A 15,836-nucleotide genomic window follows, 5' to 3' on the forward strand; every position below is an offset into this window, starting at 1 on the left:
CCCATGATCACCACCGTTCTCGTCGCCAACCGTGGCGAAATCGCCTGCCGTATCGCCCGCACCTGCGCCGAGCTGGGAATCCGGACGGTCGCCGTGCACTCCGACGCGGACGCCGGCGCCCTCCACACGCGCCTGGCCGACACCGCCGTACGACTGCCCGGGGTGACCCCCGCCGAGACGTACCTGCGCGGCGACCTCGTCGTGAAGGCCGCCCTCGCCGCCGGCGCGGACGCCGTCCACCCCGGCTACGGCTTCCTGTCCGAGAACCCCGACTTCGCCCGCGCCGTCCAGGACGCCGGCCTGACCTGGATCGGCCCGCCCCCGCAGGCGATCGAGGCCATGGCGTCCAAGACCCGCGCCAAGGAGCTGATGGGCGTGCAGCCCCTGCGCGAGGTCACCGAGGCGGACCTGCCCGTGCTGGTCAAGGCGGCCGCGGGCGGCGGCGGACGCGGGATGCGAATCGTACGGTGGCTCGCCGACCTGGACGCCGAACTGGCGGCCGCCCGCGCCGAGGCCGCCAGCGCCTTCGGCGACGGTGAGGTGTTCGTCGAGCCCTACATCGAGGACGGCCGCCACGTCGAGGTGCAGATCCTCGCCGACACCCACGGCACCGTCTGGACCCTCGGCACCCGCGACTGCTCCCTGCAGCGCCGCCACCAGAAGGTCGTCGAGGAAGCCCCCGCACCGGGTTTGACTTCCCAACTCACCGCGCAACTCCTCCGGCTCGCGGAACGCGCCGCCCGCTCCGTCTCCTACGTCGGCGCCGGCACCGTCGAGTTCCTCGTCGCCGGCGACCAGGCCCACTTCCTGGAGATGAACACCCGCCTCCAGGTCGAACACCCCGTCACGGAAGCGGTCTTCGGGCTCGACCTGGTCGCCGAACAGATCCGCGTCGCCGAGGGCCACGCCCTGCCCGTCACACCCCCACGCGCGCGTGGCCACGCCGTGGAGGCCCGGCTCTACGCCGAGGACCCCGCCCACGACTGGGCCCCGCAGACCGGCACCCTGCACCGCCTCGCCGTCCCCGACGGCGTCCGCCTCGACACCGGCTACACCGACGGCGATCGCATCGGCGTCCACTACGACCCCATGCTCGCCAAGATCGTCACGCACGCGCCCACGCGCGCGGAGGCGATCCGCACACTGGCGGGCGCCCTGACCGCCGCCGAGATCCACGGCCCCGTCACCAACCGCGACCTCCTCGTCCGCTCCCTGCGCCACGACGAGTTCACGACCGGCCGCATGGACACCGGCTTCTACGACCGTCACCTCACCGACCTGACCACCCCGGCCCCCGACCCGTACGCCCCGCTCGCCGCCGCCCTCGCCGACGCCCACGGCCGCTCCCGCTTCGGCGCCTGGCGCAACGTTCCGTCACAGCCGCAGACCAAGCGCTACGCGATGGCCGGCGAGGAGCACGAGGCCCACTACCAGCACACCAGGCAGGGCCTCACCGCCGACGGAGTACGCGTGGTGCACACCGACGCGCGCACGGTCGTCCTCGACGTGGACGGCGTGGAACGCCGCTACACGGTCTCGGCCTACGGCGACGAGATCCACGTCAACACCACCCGTCTCACCGCCCTGCCCCGCTTCCCCGACCCCACCACCCAACTCGCCCCGGGCTCCCTCCTCGCCCCCATGCCGGGCACGGTCGTCCGCATCGCCGACGACCTGGAACCAGGCTCCCCGGTCCAGGCCGGCCAGCCCCTGATCTGGCTGGAGGCCATGAAAATGCAACACCGCATCACAGCACCGACGACGGGCACACTCAGTGCCCTCCCGGTGACCCCGGGACAGCAAGTGGAGATGGGCGCCCTCCTGGCGGTGGTCGAGACAGACGCCCCCTAGGGGCGCGGGGAACTGCGCGACAAGCCACAACGGACCGAACCCCTCCACACGGCCGAACGCCCCCCTCTCTTAGGAGCCCCATGACTCCCGTCATCGAACCCGAAGAACACAAAGCTCTCCGCACCGCGGTCGCCGCCCTCGGCAACCGCTACGGCCGCGCCTACATGACCCGCACCATCGCCGAAGGCAACCCCCTCACCGAACTCTGGTCCGAGGCCGGCAAACTCGGCTACCTCGGCGTCAACCTCCCGGAGGAACACGGCGGCGGAGGCGGCGGCATCACCGAACTCTCCATCGTCCTCGAAGAACTCGGCGCCGCCGGCTCCCCCCTCCTCATGCTCATCGTCTCCCCGGCCATCTGCGGCACGGTGATCGCCCGCTTCGGCACCGAGGAGCAGAAGCGGACCTGGCTGCCCGGCCTCGCCGACGGCACCCGGACCATGGCCTTCGGCATCACCGAACCCGACGCCGGCTCCAACAGCCACCGCATCACCACCACTGCCCGCAGGGACGGCGCCGACTGGCTCCTCACCGGCCGCAAGGTGTTCGTCTCCGGGGTGGACCAGGCGGACGCCACCCTCATCGTCGGCCGCACCGAGGACGCCCGCACCGGCACCCTCAAGCCCTGCCTGTTCATCGTCCCGAGGGACGCCGAGGGCTTCTCACGGCGGCCCATCGACATGGAACTCACCGCCGCCGAAAAGCAGTTCGAGCTGGTCCTGGACGACGTACGGCTGCCCGCCGAGGCGCTCGTCGGCGACGAGGACGCCGGACTGCTCCAGCTGTTCGCCGGGCTCAACCCCGAGCGGATCATGACGGCCGCGTTCGCGATCGGCATGGGCCGCTACGCCCTCGCGAAGGCCGTCGAGTACGCCCGCGACCGTACCGTCTGGAAGGCCCCCATCGGCGCCCACCAGGCCATCGCCCATCCCCTCGCCCAGGCGCACATCGACCTGGAACTGGCCCGGCTGATGATGCAGAAGGCCGCCCACCTGTACGACGCCGGGGACGACGTCGGCGCGGGCGAGGCCGCCAACATGGCCAAGTACGCGGCCGGCGAGGCCTGTGTGAAGGCCGTCGACCAGGCCGTGCACACCCTCGGCGGCAACGGCCTCACCCGCGAATTCGGCCTCGCCTCTCTGATAACGGCCTCGCGCGTGGCTCGTATCGCACCGGTCAGCCGGGAGATGATTCTCAACTACGTCTCCCACCAGACCCTGGGCCTGCCCAAGTCGTACTGAGCCCGCACCGCCTGAGCCACCAACAGGCGACCGACCGCGACCGCACTGGAGGAACCGTGTTCCGCAGCGAGTACGCAGACGTTCCGCCCGTAGACCTGCCCATCCACGAGGCCGTGCTGGGCCGGGCGGCCGAGTTCGGGGAGCTGCCCGCCCTGATCGACGGCACGGACGGCACCACCCTCACGTACGAGCAGGTGGACCGGTTCCACCGGCGGCTGGCCGCCGCCCTCGCCGACGCCGGTGTCCGCAAGGGCGACGTCCTCGCCCTGCACAGCCCCAACACGATCGCCTTCCCGACCGCCTTCTACGCCGCCACGCGCGCGGGTGCCTCCGTGACCACCGTGCACCCCCTGGCCACCCCCGAGGAGTTCGCCAAGCAGCTCCGCGACAGCCGCGCCCGCTGGATCGTCACCGTCTCACCGCTGCTGGACTCCGCCCGCCGGGCCGCCGAACTCGCGGGCGGCGTCCAGGAGATCCTCGTCTGCGACAGCGCCCCCGGACACCGCTCGCTGATCGACATGCTGGCCTCGGCCGCCCCCGAACCCCGCGTGGACATCGACCCGGCCGAGGACATCGCCGCGCTGCCCTACTCGTCCGGGACCACCGGCGTGCCCAAGGGCGTGATGCTCACCCACCGGCAGATCGCCACCAACCTGGCCCAGCTCGACAGCGTCGTCCCGGCCGGCCCCGGCGACCGCATCCTCGCCGTCCTGCCGTTCTTCCACATCTACGGCCTGACCGCGCTGATGAACGCCCCGCTCCGCAAGGGCGCCACCGTCGTCGTGCTGCCCCGCTTCGACCTGGAGAAGTTCCTCGCCGCCATCCAGAACCACCGCATCACCGGCCTCTACGTCGCCCCGCCCATCGTCCTCGCCCTCGCCAAGCACCCGGCGGTCACCCAGTACGACCTGTCGTCCCTGAAGTACGTCATCAGCGCCGCCGCCCCGCTGGACGCCGCCCTCGCCCGCGCCTGCGCCGAACGCCTCGGCCTGCCCCCGCTCGGCCAGGCCTACGGCATGACGGAACTGTCCCCCGGCACCCACGTCGTCCCCCTCGACGCCCTCCACGAGGCACCCGCCGGCACCGTCGGCAAGCTCATCGCCGGCACCGAGATGCGGATCGTCTCCCTCGACGACCCCGGCAAGGACCTCGGCACCGGCGAGTCCGGCGAGATCCTCATCCGCGGCCCCCAGGTCATGAAGGGCTACCTCGGCCGCCCCGACGCCACCGCCGCCATGATCGACCCCGACGGCTGGCTGCACACCGGGGACGTCGGCCACACCGACCCCGACGGCTGGCTCTTCGTCGTCGACCGGGTCAAGGAACTCATCAAGTACAAGGGCTTCCAGGTGGCCCCCGCCGAACTCGAAGCCCTCCTGCTCACCCACCCCGGCATCGCCGACACCGCCGTCATCGGCGCCCGCGACGAGAACGGCAACGAGATCCCGCACGCCTTCGTCGTCCGCCGCACCGACACCACCGGCACCGAACTCACCGAGAACGAGATCATGCTCTACGTCGCCGAACGCGTCGCCCCCTACAAACGCGTCCGCAAGGTCACCTTCATCGACACCGTCCCCCGCGCGGTCTCCGGCAAGATCCTGCGCCGGCAGCTCAGGGAGCGCCCATGACCACCCTCATCGGCCGCACGCGCGCGCGTGCCGTCGACACCCTCAGCCTCGACGCCACCGGCACCCGCAACGCCCTCTCCGCCGCCCTCGTCACCGAACTCGCCGCCGCGCTCACCGACTGCGCCAAGGACCCGGACGTACGGGCCGTCGTCCTCACCCACACCGGCACCACCTTCTGCGCCGGCGCCGACCTGCGCGACCCGCCGCACCCCGACGCGCTGGTCGGCCTGCTGCGCCAGATCGTCGAACTCCCCAAGCCCGTCGTCGCCCGCGTCACCGGACACGTCCGCGCCGGCGGCCTCGGCCTCCTCGCCGCCTGCGACATCACGGCCGCCGCCACCACCGCCACCTTCGCCTTCACCGAGGTCCGCATCGGCGTCGCCCCCGCCGTGATCTCCCTGCCCGTCGTCCCGCGCGCCGACCCCCGCGCGCTGGCCCGCTACTACCTCACCGGCGAACGCTTCGACGCCGCCGAAGCCGTACGCCTCGGCCTGCTCACCACCACCGCCGACGACGTCGACGAAGCCCTCGCCCCCGTCCTCGACGGCCTGCGCCGCTCCTCACCCCAGGGCCTCGCCGAGACGAAACGGCTGCTCACGGCTAGGGTGCTGGAGACATTCGACCGGGACGCGGCCCACCTGACCGCGCTCTCGGCCCAGCTGTTCGCCTCCGCCCAGGCCAGGGAGGGGATGACAGCGTTCCTCGAACGACGGGAAGCGGCGTGGGTGGTGGCGTGAGTACGGCGGAACGCGACCGGGTTCCCAAACAGGACCGCAGCCGGGCCACCCGGCAGCGGCTCCTCGAAGCCGCCGTGGCCTGCCTCGCCGAACACGGCTGGGCGGGCTCCACGGTCACCGTCGTCGCCGAACGCGCCGGCGTCTCCCGCGGTGCCGCCCAGCACCACTTCCCCACCCGCGAGGACCTCTTCACCGCGGCCGTCGAATACGTCGCCGAGGAACGCTCCACCGCCCTGCGCGACCTCTTCCCCGACAGCCCCGGCGGCCCCGCCGACCGGCACGCCGTCCTCGCCGCCCTCGTCGACCTCTACACCGGCCCCCTCTTTCGCGCCGCGCTCCACCTCTGGGTCGCCGCCTCCAACGAGGACCAGCTCCGCACCCGCGTCACCGAACTGGAGGCCCGCGTCGGCCGCGAGACCCACCGCATCGCCGTGGAACTCCTCGGCGCCGACGAGACCCGTCCCGGCGCCCGCGAAACCGTGCAGGGCTTCCTCGACATGGCCCGCGGCCTCGGCCTCGCCAACCTCCTCACCGACGACACCACCCGCCGCGAACGCGTGGTGGCCCAGTGGGCGGCCCTGCTGGACGAGGCTCTCGGCTGACCCGCCCGCCGGGGCACCAGCCGGTGTGAACGGGACCACACGCATCCGACGCGCACCGCAGTACGCTGTCCGCATGCTTCCGATGCTCGTCCGCCGCCGCCACGTGGACTACGTGCGCGTCACGAGCATGGCCTGTCGGCGTCACACCGCCTGACCAGCCCCCTCGCATCTTTCTGCCTGCTTGACTTCCTTCCGGCACCGGGGGCCGCCCACCCCTCGCGGCCCACCCGTGCCCCGTAGACCCCGCGGACGCACCCCATGACGACGCACCTCGCGACGAACCCGTCGTACACCCAGCTCCCGATCATCGACCTGTCGGCCGCCGACCGCGGGCCCCAGGCCCGCGCGCTGCTCCACGCGCAGCTGCACAGCGCCGCCCACGACGTCGGCTTCTTCCAGCTCATCGGGCACGGCGTGACCCAGGCCCGCACCCAGGCGCTGCTCACCGCCATGCGCGCCTTCTTCGCCCTCCCCGAGGCCGACCGGCTCGCCCTGGACAACACCAACTCACCGCACTTCCGCGGCTACACCCGCACCGGCGACGAACGCACCGCCGGCGCCCGCGACTGGCGCGACCAGCTCGACATAGGCGCCGAACGCCCCGCCCACGTCCCCGCCCCCGGCGAACCCCCCTACTGGTGGCTGCAGGGCCCCAACCAGTGGCCCGCCGCCCTGCCCGAGCTGCGCACCGCAGCCCTCGACTGGATCGCCGAGCTCAGCGCCGTCGCCGAGCGCCTCCTGCACGAACTCCTGACGGCCATCGGCGCCCCCGCCGACTTCTACGACCCCGTCTTCGGCGCCCACGCCCACCCGCACCTCAAGCTCGTCCGCTACCCCGGCAGCGCGGGCGACGGCACCGACCAGGGCGTCGGCGCCCACAAGGACTACGGCTTCCTCACCCTGCTGCTCCAGGACACCGTCGGCGGCCTCCAGGTGCAGCGCGAGGACGGCCGCTTCCACGACGTCCCGCCGATCGACGGCGCCTTCGTCGTCAACCTCGGCGAACTCCTCGAAGTCGCCACCAACGGCTACCTCCTGGCCACCAACCACCGCGTGGTCAGCCCGCCCGGAGCCACCGAACGCTTCTCCGTCCCCTTCTTCTACAACCCCCGCCTCGACGCCCGGGTCCGGCCCCTGCCCTTCCCGCACGCCGCCACGGCCCCGGGCATCACCGACGATCCCGCCAACCCCCTGTACGCCGAGTACGGCTACAACGAGCTGAAGGGCAAGCTCCGCGCCCACCCCCTGGGCGCGGAACGCCATCACGCGGACTTGCTGACACCGGCCTGAGAAGCCGTGGGCCGGGGCGGTGTCCCTCTCAGTGCGCGATGTCCGCGTAGCCCTCGACGTCCTGCGGGCTGCGCGGACCCGGGCCCACGTACCGCGCCGAGGGCCGCACCAGGCGGCCCGTCCGCTTCTGCTCCAGGATGTGCGCCGACCAGCCCGCCGTACGGGCGCACGTGAACATCGAGGTGAACATGTGCGCCGGCACCTGGGCGAAGTCCAGCATGATCGCGGCCCAGAACTCCACGTTGGTGGCCAGCACCCGGTCGGGCCGCCGGTTGTGCAGCTCCTCCAGCGCCGCCTTCTCCAGCGCCTCCGCGATCTCGAAGCGGGGCGCGCCCAGCTCACGGGCCGTACGCCGCAGCACGCGCGCGCGGGGGTCCTCGGCCCTGTACACCCGGTGGCCGAAGCCCATGAGCCGCTCGCCGCGGTCCAGGGCCTGCCTGACGTAGCCTTCCGCGTCCCCGGTCCGCTCGATCTCCTCGATCATGTGCAGCACGCGCGAGGGGGCGCCGCCGTGCAGCGGACCGGACATCGCGCCGACCGCACCGGACAGCGCGGCGGCGACGTCCGCGCCCGTGGAGGCGATGACCCGGGCGGTGAACGTCGAGGCGTTCATACCGTGCTCGGCGGCCGACGACCAGTAGGCGTCCACGGCGGCCACGTGCTTCGGGTCCGGCTCGCCGCGCCAGCGGATCATGAACCGCTCGGTGATGGACTGCGCCTTGTCGATCTCCCGCTGCGGCACCATCGGCAGGCCCTGCCCGCGCGCGGACTGGGCGACGTACGACAGCGCCATCACGGCGGCGCGGGCCAGGTCCTCGCGGGCCTGCTCGACGTCGATGTCGAGCAGCGGTTTCAGGCCCCACACCGGGGCGAGCATGGCCAGCGCCGACTGCACGTCCACCCGGATGTCACCGGAGTGCACCGGGATCGGGAACGGCTCGGCGGGCGGCAGGCCGGGGTTGAAGGCGCCGTCGACGAGCAGCCCCCACACGTTGCCGAACGAGACGTGACCGACCAGGTCCTCGATGTCGACGCCCCGGTAGCGCAGGGCGCCGCCCTCCTTGTCCGGTTCGGCGATCTCCGTCTCGAACGCGATGACTCCTTCGAGCCCGGGTACGAAGTCGGACATCTGGCGGCTCCTCGTGATCAGTGGGCGGCGGTCACCCCGGTGATGCCCGGATCAGCCGGTGGTCACCCCACCGCGGGGGGAACCAGCACGATAACCCTCAGTGCCACTTTTGGGGAGACCACACGACACTCAGTGCCACCTACGTTCGATACGGCAGGATGACGCCGTGACCGACCGCGAACCGAGCCCCGACCCCGTGGTGGACCCCGCCGCCATGCGCAAGCAGTACCGCGCCCAGGGCCTGGACGAGCACGATCTCGCCGCCCACCCCATGGACCAGTTCGGCCGCTGGTTCGAGGAGGCCGCGCGGGCCGCCCTGCACGGAACGCTGTACGAGCCCAACGCCATGGTCGTCTCCACGGCCGACGCGACCGGCCGCCCCAGCACCCGCACGGTCCTGATGAAGCAGTTCGACACGGACGGCTTCGTCTTCTACACCAACTACGGCTCCCGCAAGGCCCTCGACCTGGCCGCCAACCCGTACGTCTCGCTGCTCTTCCCCTGGCACCCGGTCGCCCGCCAGGTCATCGTCACCGGCACCGCCCGCCGTACCGGACGCGACGAGACCGCCGCGTACTTCCGCACCCGCCCGCACGGCTCCCAGCTCGGCGCCTGGGCCAGCGCCCAGTCCTCGGTGATCGCCTCCCGCGCCGAACTCGACGCCGCCCACGCCGCGCTCGCCGCCCGCTACCCGGAGGGCGAGCAGGTCCCGGTCCCGCCGCACTGGGGCGGCTTCCGCATCGCCCCCGACACGGTCGAGTTCTGGCAGGGCCGCGAGAACCGCCTCCACGACCGCCTCCGCTACACGTCCCGCCCGGACGGCTCCTGGCAGGTGGAACGGCTCAGCCCCTGACCTCGCGCGGCATCTCAGGAACGCAGACGACCCGCGAGCTCGGGTTCCTCCGCCTTGCGGCGGGGGAGCCGGCCGGACGATACCGGCGAGCTCGCGGGTCGGGTGACTGCGTTGGATTCGGCCGGCTGCGTGCTTGGTACTCACGCTGGTCCGGCACCGCACTTCGTGTGGTGGCAGGCCGCTAGCCCGCAGCCACCTCGCGCGTCCGGGTGTAACTCATTAACCCGATCACCTCCCTTCGTACGTAGGACACAGCCTAAGAAGCGGTCGAGGGGGGTTCAACTGTTTTTCTTCATTGACGCGACGCGTGGCCGCCCTGTTCGCTGCCCGGTATGAACGATCTTCGAATCGAGCCCGTCGACGGCGACGTGATGCTGGAGGAGTGGCGGCACGTGCACAACGTGGTCGTGCCGCCCGCCGCCATGTCGCTGGAGGACGCGCGGGAGCGGGTGGGGCGGAACCGGATGGAGAACGCGTACCTGGGGGAGGTGCTCGTCGGGTGTTCCACCGTGCGGCCGCCGGTGGGGGCGGACGCGGTGGCGACGGTCATCGCGCGCGTGCTGCCCGAGTATCGGGGGCGGGGGTTCGGGCGGATCGTCTATGAGCGTGCACTCGCCCACGCGCGCGTGCTGGGCGCCGAGGTGATCGAGACCTGTGTCCTCGCGGCGAACCGGGAAGGGCTGCGGTTCGCGGAGCGGTTCGGGTTCGTGGAGGCCGACCGGTATGTGCTCGACGGCGAGAGCGACGAGTGGGTGGATCTGCGGCTGGCTCCCGCGCCGGTCAACTGACGGCGGCTGCCCGGAGCGGGTGAACGCCGGGCCGCGCGGGGGACAAGATTCCTTCAATCTTGCGGGAACATGGTGTGGGCTGTGTCACGTTCCAGTTGAATGAGGACCAGTGAGCGAAACACGCGCCGTACGTGCGCGGACGCAGCCTCCAGGGGGTCCAGGTGAGTGCTTCCCGGCGGAGTGGGACCACCGACGAGCTGGGGCCGGACGAGCCCGAGCCGGAGCGTCCCGAGGGCTCCGGCGCCATGGACGACAGCAGCGACCCCGGCGGGTCCGATCTGCTCGCCGCGCTGCTCGACGGCATGGACGCGGCCCTGTGCGCCTTCGACGCGGACGGGGTCGTCACCCACTGGAACCGCGAGGCCGAGCGGATCCTCGGCTGGAGCGCCACGGAGGCCGTCGGGCGGCACGGGTTCGCCGGGTGGGCGGTGCGCAGCGCCGACGCCGAGGAGGTCGAGACGCGGCTGATGGCCGCCATGCACGCGCCGGGCCGCCAGGTGCACGAGTTCGCGCTGGTGACGAAGGACGGCGGGCGGGTGCTCGTACGGACGCAGTCGGCGGCCGTGCGCGGGCCGGAGGGCAAGCCGGCGGGCGTGTACTGCGCCTTCAGCGAGGTGCACGCGCAGATCGACCTGGAACGGTCGATCGCGCTGAGCGAAGCCCTGTTCGAGGACGCGTCCTGGGGTGTCGTCCTGGTCGACGCGGATCTGCGGCCGGCCGTGGTCAACGCGTTCGCGGCACGGGCCCTGGGCATCGGGCGTACGGCCGTCCTCGGACGGCCGCTCGGTGAGCTGCTCGCGCGGGGCGTGGAGGAGCTGGAGAGCGCGTTCACACATGTCCTCGCGGAGGGCGCGCCGCCCGCGCCGGCCGAGATGTGGGTGGCGGTGCGTACGGCGGAGGGGGAGAAGCGGCGCTGCTGGCGCAGTGGCTTCCTGCGGCTGGCCTCGCCGCTCGCCGAGGAACCCGTGCCGCTCGGGGTGGGCTGGCTGTTCCAGGACGTGACCGACGCGAAGCAGGCGGAGCAGGAGGCGGCGCTGATCCGGTTCCGCAGCAATCAGCTGCACCGGGCCGCGCGGGCCGCCGCCGAGTGCGAGGACCCGGCGGAGGCGGCCACCGTTCATCTCGACTTCGCGCTCGCCGGGTTCGCCGACCACGCGCTGCTGGACCGGGTGGCCGCGCCCCCGCGCGCGGAGACCTCGGCCGGTGGTGAGGACGCGGGGGCGGTGCGGCTGGTGCGGATCGCCGCGACGCCCGCCGGCGCGCCGGGTCCGAGTCTGCTCAGCGGGGCCGCCGGGCTGCCCGCGCGGTACGAGGAGGGGCATCCGGCGTTGAGCTGCGTCGACCGGGCCGGCACCGTGCGGGCCGACGCGGGTTCGGTGCCGGCCGAGCGGGCACGGGAGTGGGCGCTGGCCCGGCAGTGGCCGCCGGACGCGGTGCACGTGCTGTGCGCGGTGCTGCGCAGCCGGGGCCGGACGCTGGGCGTGCTGACGTTCGTACGGGGGGCCGGGCGCAGCCGGTTCGAGCGGGCGGACGCGGCGTACGCGGAGGACGTGGCGGTACGGGTCGCGGCGGCGCTGGACCTGGCCGGGGTGGTCGGGGAGTAGGCCCGGCGGCCCGTTCGCGGCGGGGCCGGGCGGTCAGTGCCGGTAGAAGATCCGGTCGCCGTACTCCCGCATGACGCGGCTGTTCCACTCGTGGCCGCCGTCGACGTTGCCGGAGCGCAGCAGCGGTGGCTCGATGCCGCGGTCGGCCAGGGTGGCGGCGGCGGTGGCCGTCATCGCCTGCATCAGGGCGCTGGTGACGACCGTGGAGGCGGGGGCGAACGGCGCCGGGATCGTGTCGAGGGTCAGTTCGGCGTCGCCGACCGCGATCTTCGAGTCCAGGACGATGTCGCAGTGGTCCTTCAGGAACGTGCCCGAGGAATGCCGGGACGTGGTCTCCGAGGCGTACACGACCGAGGTCACACCGATGACCTTCACGCCGCGGGCGCGGGCGCCGAGGGCCATCTCGACGGGGAGGGCGTTGCGGCCGGAGAGGGAGATGATCACGAGGGCGTCGCCGGCGCGGAGGGGGGACGTGTCGAGGACGGCGCTCGCGAGGCCGTCGACGCGTTCGAGGGCGGAGCCGAGGGTGGCGGGGATGACGTCGACGCCGACGACGCCGGGGACGGCGAGGAGGTTCATGAGGGCGAGGCCGCCGGCGCGGTAGACGACGTCCTGGGCGGGGAGGGAGGAGTGGCCGGCGCCGAAGGCGAAGAGGCGGCCGCCGGCGGCGACGGTGTCGGCGAGGAGGGTGCCGGCCGCGGTGATGGCCTCCGCGTCCTCCTCGCGGACGCGGTGCAGGAGGTTGATGGCGGCGTCGAAGAACAGGTCGGCCGGCGTGCCGTCGCTCATGCGGAGCCCCTTCGCAGCGGTTGTGTCGTGGATCACCGTGAGGTCTGGACCACTGTGGTGTCAATACGGAGTCCGGGCGCGGTGTGCCGACTTGGTCACCGCCCGCTGCACCCGCCCGGGGGTGGCCGCACTCACCGGCGCTCGCGGGGTGCCGCCGCGCCCACCCGTGCCGCCCTGCGGCACGATTGCCCGCGGCTGGCAGGGCATGAGTGCCAGCGCAGCTCGGCTGGGGTGCAACCCCCCAGGGGCGCGGGGCGTTGTCGATACGCGGCTCCGCCGCGTGGGCGCGACGAGCCACAACGCACCCGCAGTCGAACTCGGCGCCGCACCCACCCCGTTTTCGCGGTGCCCCCCACTTGTCAGTGGGATCCGGCAGAATTGGTGGCAGGGCCAGCGCACGCGCCGGGTGAGGTTTCCGGCAGAGGTAATCGAGGGGCACGTATGTCCGGACTGATCGACACCACGGAGATGTATCTCCGCACCATCCTCGAACTCGAAGAGGAAGGCGTCGTCCCCATGCGCGCCCGCATCGCGGAGCGGCTCGACCAGAGCGGGCCGACGGTGAGCCAGACGGTCGCGCGGATGGAGCGGGACGGTCTGGTGTCCGTCGCCAGCGACCGCCACCTGGAGCTGACCGACGAGGGCCGCCGGCTGGCGACGCGCGTGATGCGCAAGCACCGGCTGGCCGAGTGCCTCCTCGTCGACGTGATCGGCCTGGAGTGGGAGCAGGTGCACGCGGAGGCCTGCCGCTGGGAGCACGTGATGAGCGAGGCCGTCGAGCGGCGGGTGCTGGAGCTGCTGCGGCACCCGACCGAGTCGCCGTACGGCAACCCGATCCCCGGGCTCGAGGAGCTGGGCGAGAAGGACGGCGCCGACCCGTTCCTGGACGCGGGCATGGTCTCGCTGGCCGACCTGGACCCGGGCTCCGACGGCAAGACGGTCGTCGTACGCCGGATCGGCGAGCCGATCCAGACGGACGCCCAGCTGATGTACACGCTGCGGCGGGCGGGCGTGCAGCCCGGCTCCGTGGTGAGTGTGACGGAGTCGGCCGGCGGGGTGCTGGTCGGCAGCGGCGGCGAGGCGGCCGAGCTGGAGGCGGACGTCGCCTCGCACGTGTTCGTCGCCAAGCGCTGACGGAGAGGGCCCCGGCACCTTGCGGCGCCGGGGCCTGTCCTCCCCTGTGCTGACCCGGAGCCCCGAGCTCTCAGGGTCATCCCCTCGGACCGGTTTCCCCGAGCGGTCCGCCTCCCGATGAAGAACTCCCCTCGGTGGCGGCGATCATTCCTCGGGCGGTGTCACCCGAAGGAGGGGTGTTGTCTCCGGATACAGCATTTTCGAATGCACATTCGATACTCTGCGGCGGTAGGCGGTAGGCGGTAGGCGGAGCGAGGGGGGCAAGGCCATGGCACGGCGGATCAACGTGACGGGAGCGGGCGGGGTGACCCTGGCCGCCTGGGAGTTCGCGGACCCCCCGAAGGCCGACCCACCCCCGCCCGCGGACGCCCGCCCGGCCGAGCCCCTCACCCCGGACGCCTGTTCGGTTCCGCCCGGCACGAAACCCTTGCCCTCGCCCCGGGCCGCACCCCCACTACCCGGCACGGCCCCCACACCGCCCGCGACCGCCGCGTCCGCCACCCCCGGTGTCCTGTTACTGCACGGCCTGATGGGTCGCGCCTCGCACTGGGCGTCCGCCGCCCGCTGGCTCTCCGCGCGCCACCGCGCCGTCGCGCTCGACCAGCGCGGCCACGGCCAGAGCGACAAGCCCCCGCAGGCCGCGTACACCCGCGAGGCCTACGTCGAGGACGCCGAGGCCGCGCTCGAACAGCTCGGTCTCGCCCCCGCCGTCCTCGTCGGCCACGCCATGGGCGCGCTGACCGCCTGGCAGCTCGCCGCGAGGCGCCCGGACCTGGTGTCCGGCCTTGTCATCTGCGACATGCGGGCCTCCGCGCTCGGCGCGGCCTCGCAGCGCGAGTGGGCCGACTGGTTCCGCTCCTGGCCCGTCCCCTTCGCCACGCTCGCCGACGTCCGCAAGTGGTTCGGCGAGGACGACCCCTGGGTGGAGCGCCCCCACCCGTCCCGCGGCGCCTTCTACGCCGAGGTCATGCACGAGTGTGCCGACGGCTGGCGCCCCGTCTTCGACCCCGACCAGATGCTCAGGACCCGCGAGACCTGGGTCCACGACGCCCATTGGGAGGAACTCGCCCAGGTCCGCTGCCCCACCCTGGTGGTCCGCGGCCTGGACGGCGAACTGGGCCGCGCGGAGGCCCAGGAGATGGTCCGCGTCCTGCCCCACGGCGAGTACGCGGAGATCGCCGACGCCGGCCACCTCATCCACTACGACCAGCCCACGGCCTGGCGCGCCGCGATCGAACCGTTCCTGAACCGCGTCCTGGTCCCCTGACCAGCGACCGACCACAGAAGGGCCCCGCCATGACCACCGCCGCCCAGGAAGCCTTCCTGAAGTCCTTCCACGCCGAGCGCCCGGCGGTGACGGCCGAGGCGTTCGCCGGCGCCCGGACCACCGACGGCCGGGCCTCCAGCTACGAACTCCTCGCCGAACGCGTCGCCGCCCACCGCGTCCTGGACCTCGGCTGCGGCGACGGCCACCTCCTCCACCTGCTGGCCCGCACCCCGGGCCGTACCCTCGCCGGCGCCGACATCTCCCCCCAGGCACTCGCCCTCGCCCGCCGGCGCCCGGAGGTCATACAGGCGGGTGCGGTGCTGGTGGAGGCCCGCGCCCAGCAACTCCCCTTCGCCGACGGCGCCTTCGACGCGGTCGCCTCCCACATGGCGCTGATGCTGATGGGGGACGTCGAGCAGGTCGCCGCCGAGATCGCGCGCGTGCTGGTGCCCGGCGGCGTGCTGGCGTTCGTCGTCGGCGCGGGCGGGCGGGGAACGGCGTACGAGGTGTTCCGCGAGCTGCTGGGGGAGGCGCTGGAACGCACCCCCGCCGAACGCCGGATACCCGTTCTCGGTGACCGCCGCACCCGCGACCGGGACGCCATGAGCGGACTGCTCGCCGCGGCCGGGTTCGACCCGGCACCGGACTGGGAGACGCTCACCCTCGACATCGGCGGACCGCCCGAGCGCGTCTGGACGGCCCTGTCCGGCCTGTACGCCCTCGCCGCCCTGGACGCCGGAACCCTCGCCGGCCTCCGCGCGGCCTTCCTCGCCCGGACCGGCGGACCGGACGACGACCTGCCCTGCCACTTCGGCATCCACCTCGCCACCGCCACGAATCGCTGACCGCTCGGGACCGCCGGGAATCGCTGACCGCTCGGGACCGCCGCGAAACGCTGACTCACCGTCGCGACCGCCGCG

The 15,836-nt window shown here is 73.0% G+C and carries 14 protein-coding genes; 12 read left to right on the forward strand and 2 right to left on the reverse strand.

The genetic code is table 11. The annotated features are described in order from the left end of the window. Positions 1-3 precede the first annotated feature (3 nt). From DBP14_RS19535 to DBP14_RS19560, 6 genes are all read left to right on the forward strand, one after another. Positions 4-1,851, forward strand: coding sequence for a biotin carboxylase N-terminal domain-containing protein (locus DBP14_RS19535; protein ID WP_129308451.1), 1,848 nt, complete (start codon positions 4-6; stop codon positions 1,849-1,851). Positions 1,852-1,931: 80 nt separating this feature from the next. Continuing rightward, entirely contained in the window at positions 1,932-3,092 is a 1,161-nt protein-coding gene (locus tag DBP14_RS19540; RefSeq protein WP_129308452.1) for an acyl-CoA dehydrogenase family protein, read from the forward strand. A 56-nt stretch (positions 3,093-3,148) separates the two neighbouring features. Continuing rightward, positions 3,149-4,723: a 4-coumarate--CoA ligase family protein gene (locus DBP14_RS19545; protein ID WP_129308453.1), complete on the forward strand. Its 1,575-nt coding sequence runs from the start codon at positions 3,149-3,151 to the stop codon at positions 4,721-4,723. Continuing rightward, positions 4,720-5,460 carry an enoyl-CoA hydratase family protein gene (locus DBP14_RS19550; RefSeq protein WP_129308454.1) on the forward strand — a complete coding sequence of 247 codons (741 nt, stop codon included), beginning with the start codon at positions 4,720-4,722 and terminating at the stop codon, positions 5,458-5,460. Before DBP14_RS19545 ends, DBP14_RS19550 begins: the two co-directional genes overlap by 4 nt. Next, positions 5,457-6,062 (forward strand): TetR/AcrR family transcriptional regulator, encoded by a 606-nt coding sequence (locus tag DBP14_RS19555; RefSeq protein ID WP_241740976.1) that lies wholly within the window; start codon positions 5,457-5,459, stop codon positions 6,060-6,062. Before DBP14_RS19550 ends, DBP14_RS19555 begins: the two co-directional genes overlap by 4 nt. A 258-nt stretch (positions 6,063-6,320) precedes the next feature. Then, the gene (locus DBP14_RS19560; protein WP_129308456.1) at positions 6,321-7,352 is read left to right on the forward strand and encodes a 2-oxoglutarate and iron-dependent oxygenase domain-containing protein; all 1,032 of its coding nucleotides are present in this window, start codon (positions 6,321-6,323) and stop codon (positions 7,350-7,352) included. 28 nt (positions 7,353-7,380) lie between these two features. Here the strand turns inward: DBP14_RS19560 and DBP14_RS19565 are convergent, their stop codons facing one another. Next, positions 7,381-8,481, reverse strand: a complete 1,101-nt coding sequence (locus DBP14_RS19565) for a citrate synthase 2 (protein WP_129308457.1) — start codon at positions 8,479-8,481, stop codon at positions 7,381-7,383. A gap of 166 nt (positions 8,482-8,647) precedes the next feature. Between DBP14_RS19565 and pdxH the strand changes: the two genes are divergently transcribed. The 3 genes from pdxH to DBP14_RS19580 all read left to right on the forward strand — a co-directional run bounded on the left by pdxH (position 8,648) and on the right by DBP14_RS19580 (position 11,726). Next, entirely contained in the window at positions 8,648-9,334 is a 687-nt protein-coding gene (gene pdxH / locus DBP14_RS19570) for a pyridoxamine 5'-phosphate oxidase (RefSeq protein ID WP_129308458.1), read from the forward strand. 332 nt (positions 9,335-9,666) lie between these two features. Further along, positions 9,667-10,122, forward strand: coding sequence for a GNAT family N-acetyltransferase (locus tag DBP14_RS19575; RefSeq protein ID WP_129308459.1), 456 nt, complete (start codon positions 9,667-9,669; stop codon positions 10,120-10,122). Positions 10,123-10,283: 161 nt separating this feature from the next. Then, positions 10,284-11,726 carry a PAS domain S-box protein gene (locus tag DBP14_RS19580; protein WP_129308460.1) on the forward strand — a complete coding sequence of 481 codons (1,443 nt, stop codon included), beginning with the start codon at positions 10,284-10,286 and terminating at the stop codon, positions 11,724-11,726. 33 nt (positions 11,727-11,759) lie between these two features. On the opposite strand, the gene DBP14_RS19585 is transcribed toward DBP14_RS19580, so the two are convergent. Further along, a complete protein-coding gene (locus tag DBP14_RS19585; protein WP_129308461.1) occupies positions 11,760-12,515 on the reverse strand; it encodes an SIS domain-containing protein in 756 nt (251 codons plus the stop codon). A 441-nt stretch (positions 12,516-12,956) separates the two neighbouring features. Here DBP14_RS19585 and DBP14_RS19590 point away from each other — a divergent pair, with 441 nt between their 5' ends. The 3 genes from DBP14_RS19590 to DBP14_RS19600 all read left to right on the forward strand — a co-directional run bounded on the left by DBP14_RS19590 (position 12,957) and on the right by DBP14_RS19600 (position 15,761). Continuing rightward, positions 12,957-13,649 (forward strand): metal-dependent transcriptional regulator, encoded by a 693-nt coding sequence (locus DBP14_RS19590; RefSeq protein ID WP_129308462.1) that lies wholly within the window; start codon positions 12,957-12,959, stop codon positions 13,647-13,649. A gap of 268 nt (positions 13,650-13,917) precedes the next feature. Further along, complete coding sequence (locus DBP14_RS19595; RefSeq protein ID WP_129308463.1) at positions 13,918-14,916, forward strand: alpha/beta hydrolase; 999 nt, start codon at positions 13,918-13,920, stop codon at positions 14,914-14,916. 29 nt (positions 14,917-14,945) lie between these two features. Continuing rightward, a complete protein-coding gene (locus DBP14_RS19600; RefSeq protein WP_129308464.1) occupies positions 14,946-15,761 on the forward strand; it encodes a class I SAM-dependent methyltransferase in 816 nt (271 codons plus the stop codon). Positions 15,762-15,836 lie beyond the last annotated feature (75 nt).

The sequence above is a fragment of the Streptomyces sp. L2 genome, from assembly GCF_004124325.1.
Taxonomy (GTDB): Bacteria; Actinomycetota; Actinomycetes; order Streptomycetales; family Streptomycetaceae; genus Streptomyces.

Bases quoted from the DNA above. Each gene is read 5' to 3' on its own strand.
- DBP14_RS19535 (WP_129308451.1), top strand. From the start codon at position 4: ATGATCACCACCGTTCTCGTCGCCAACCGTGGCGAAATCGCCTGCCGT.
- DBP14_RS19540 (WP_129308452.1), top strand. From the start codon at position 1,932: ATGACTCCCGTCATCGAACCCGAAGAACACAAAGCTCTCCGCACCGCG.
- DBP14_RS19550 (WP_129308454.1), top strand. From the start codon at position 4,720: ATGACCACCCTCATCGGCCGCACGCGCGCGCGTGCCGTCGACACCCTC.
- DBP14_RS19560 (WP_129308456.1), top strand. From the start codon at position 6,321: ATGACGACGCACCTCGCGACGAACCCGTCGTACACCCAGCTCCCGATC.
- DBP14_RS19565 (WP_129308457.1), bottom strand. From the start codon at position 8,481: ATGTCCGACTTCGTACCCGGGCTCGAAGGAGTCATCGCGTTCGAGACG.
- DBP14_RS19575 (WP_129308459.1), top strand. From the start codon at position 9,667: ATGAACGATCTTCGAATCGAGCCCGTCGACGGCGACGTGATGCTGGAG.
- DBP14_RS19585 (WP_129308461.1), bottom strand. From the start codon at position 12,515: ATGAGCGACGGCACGCCGGCCGACCTGTTCTTCGACGCCGCCATCAAC.
- DBP14_RS19590 (WP_129308462.1), top strand. From the start codon at position 12,957: ATGTCCGGACTGATCGACACCACGGAGATGTATCTCCGCACCATCCTC.
- DBP14_RS19595 (WP_129308463.1), top strand. From the start codon at position 13,918: ATGGCACGGCGGATCAACGTGACGGGAGCGGGCGGGGTGACCCTGGCC.
- DBP14_RS19600 (WP_129308464.1), top strand. From the start codon at position 14,946: ATGACCACCGCCGCCCAGGAAGCCTTCCTGAAGTCCTTCCACGCCGAG.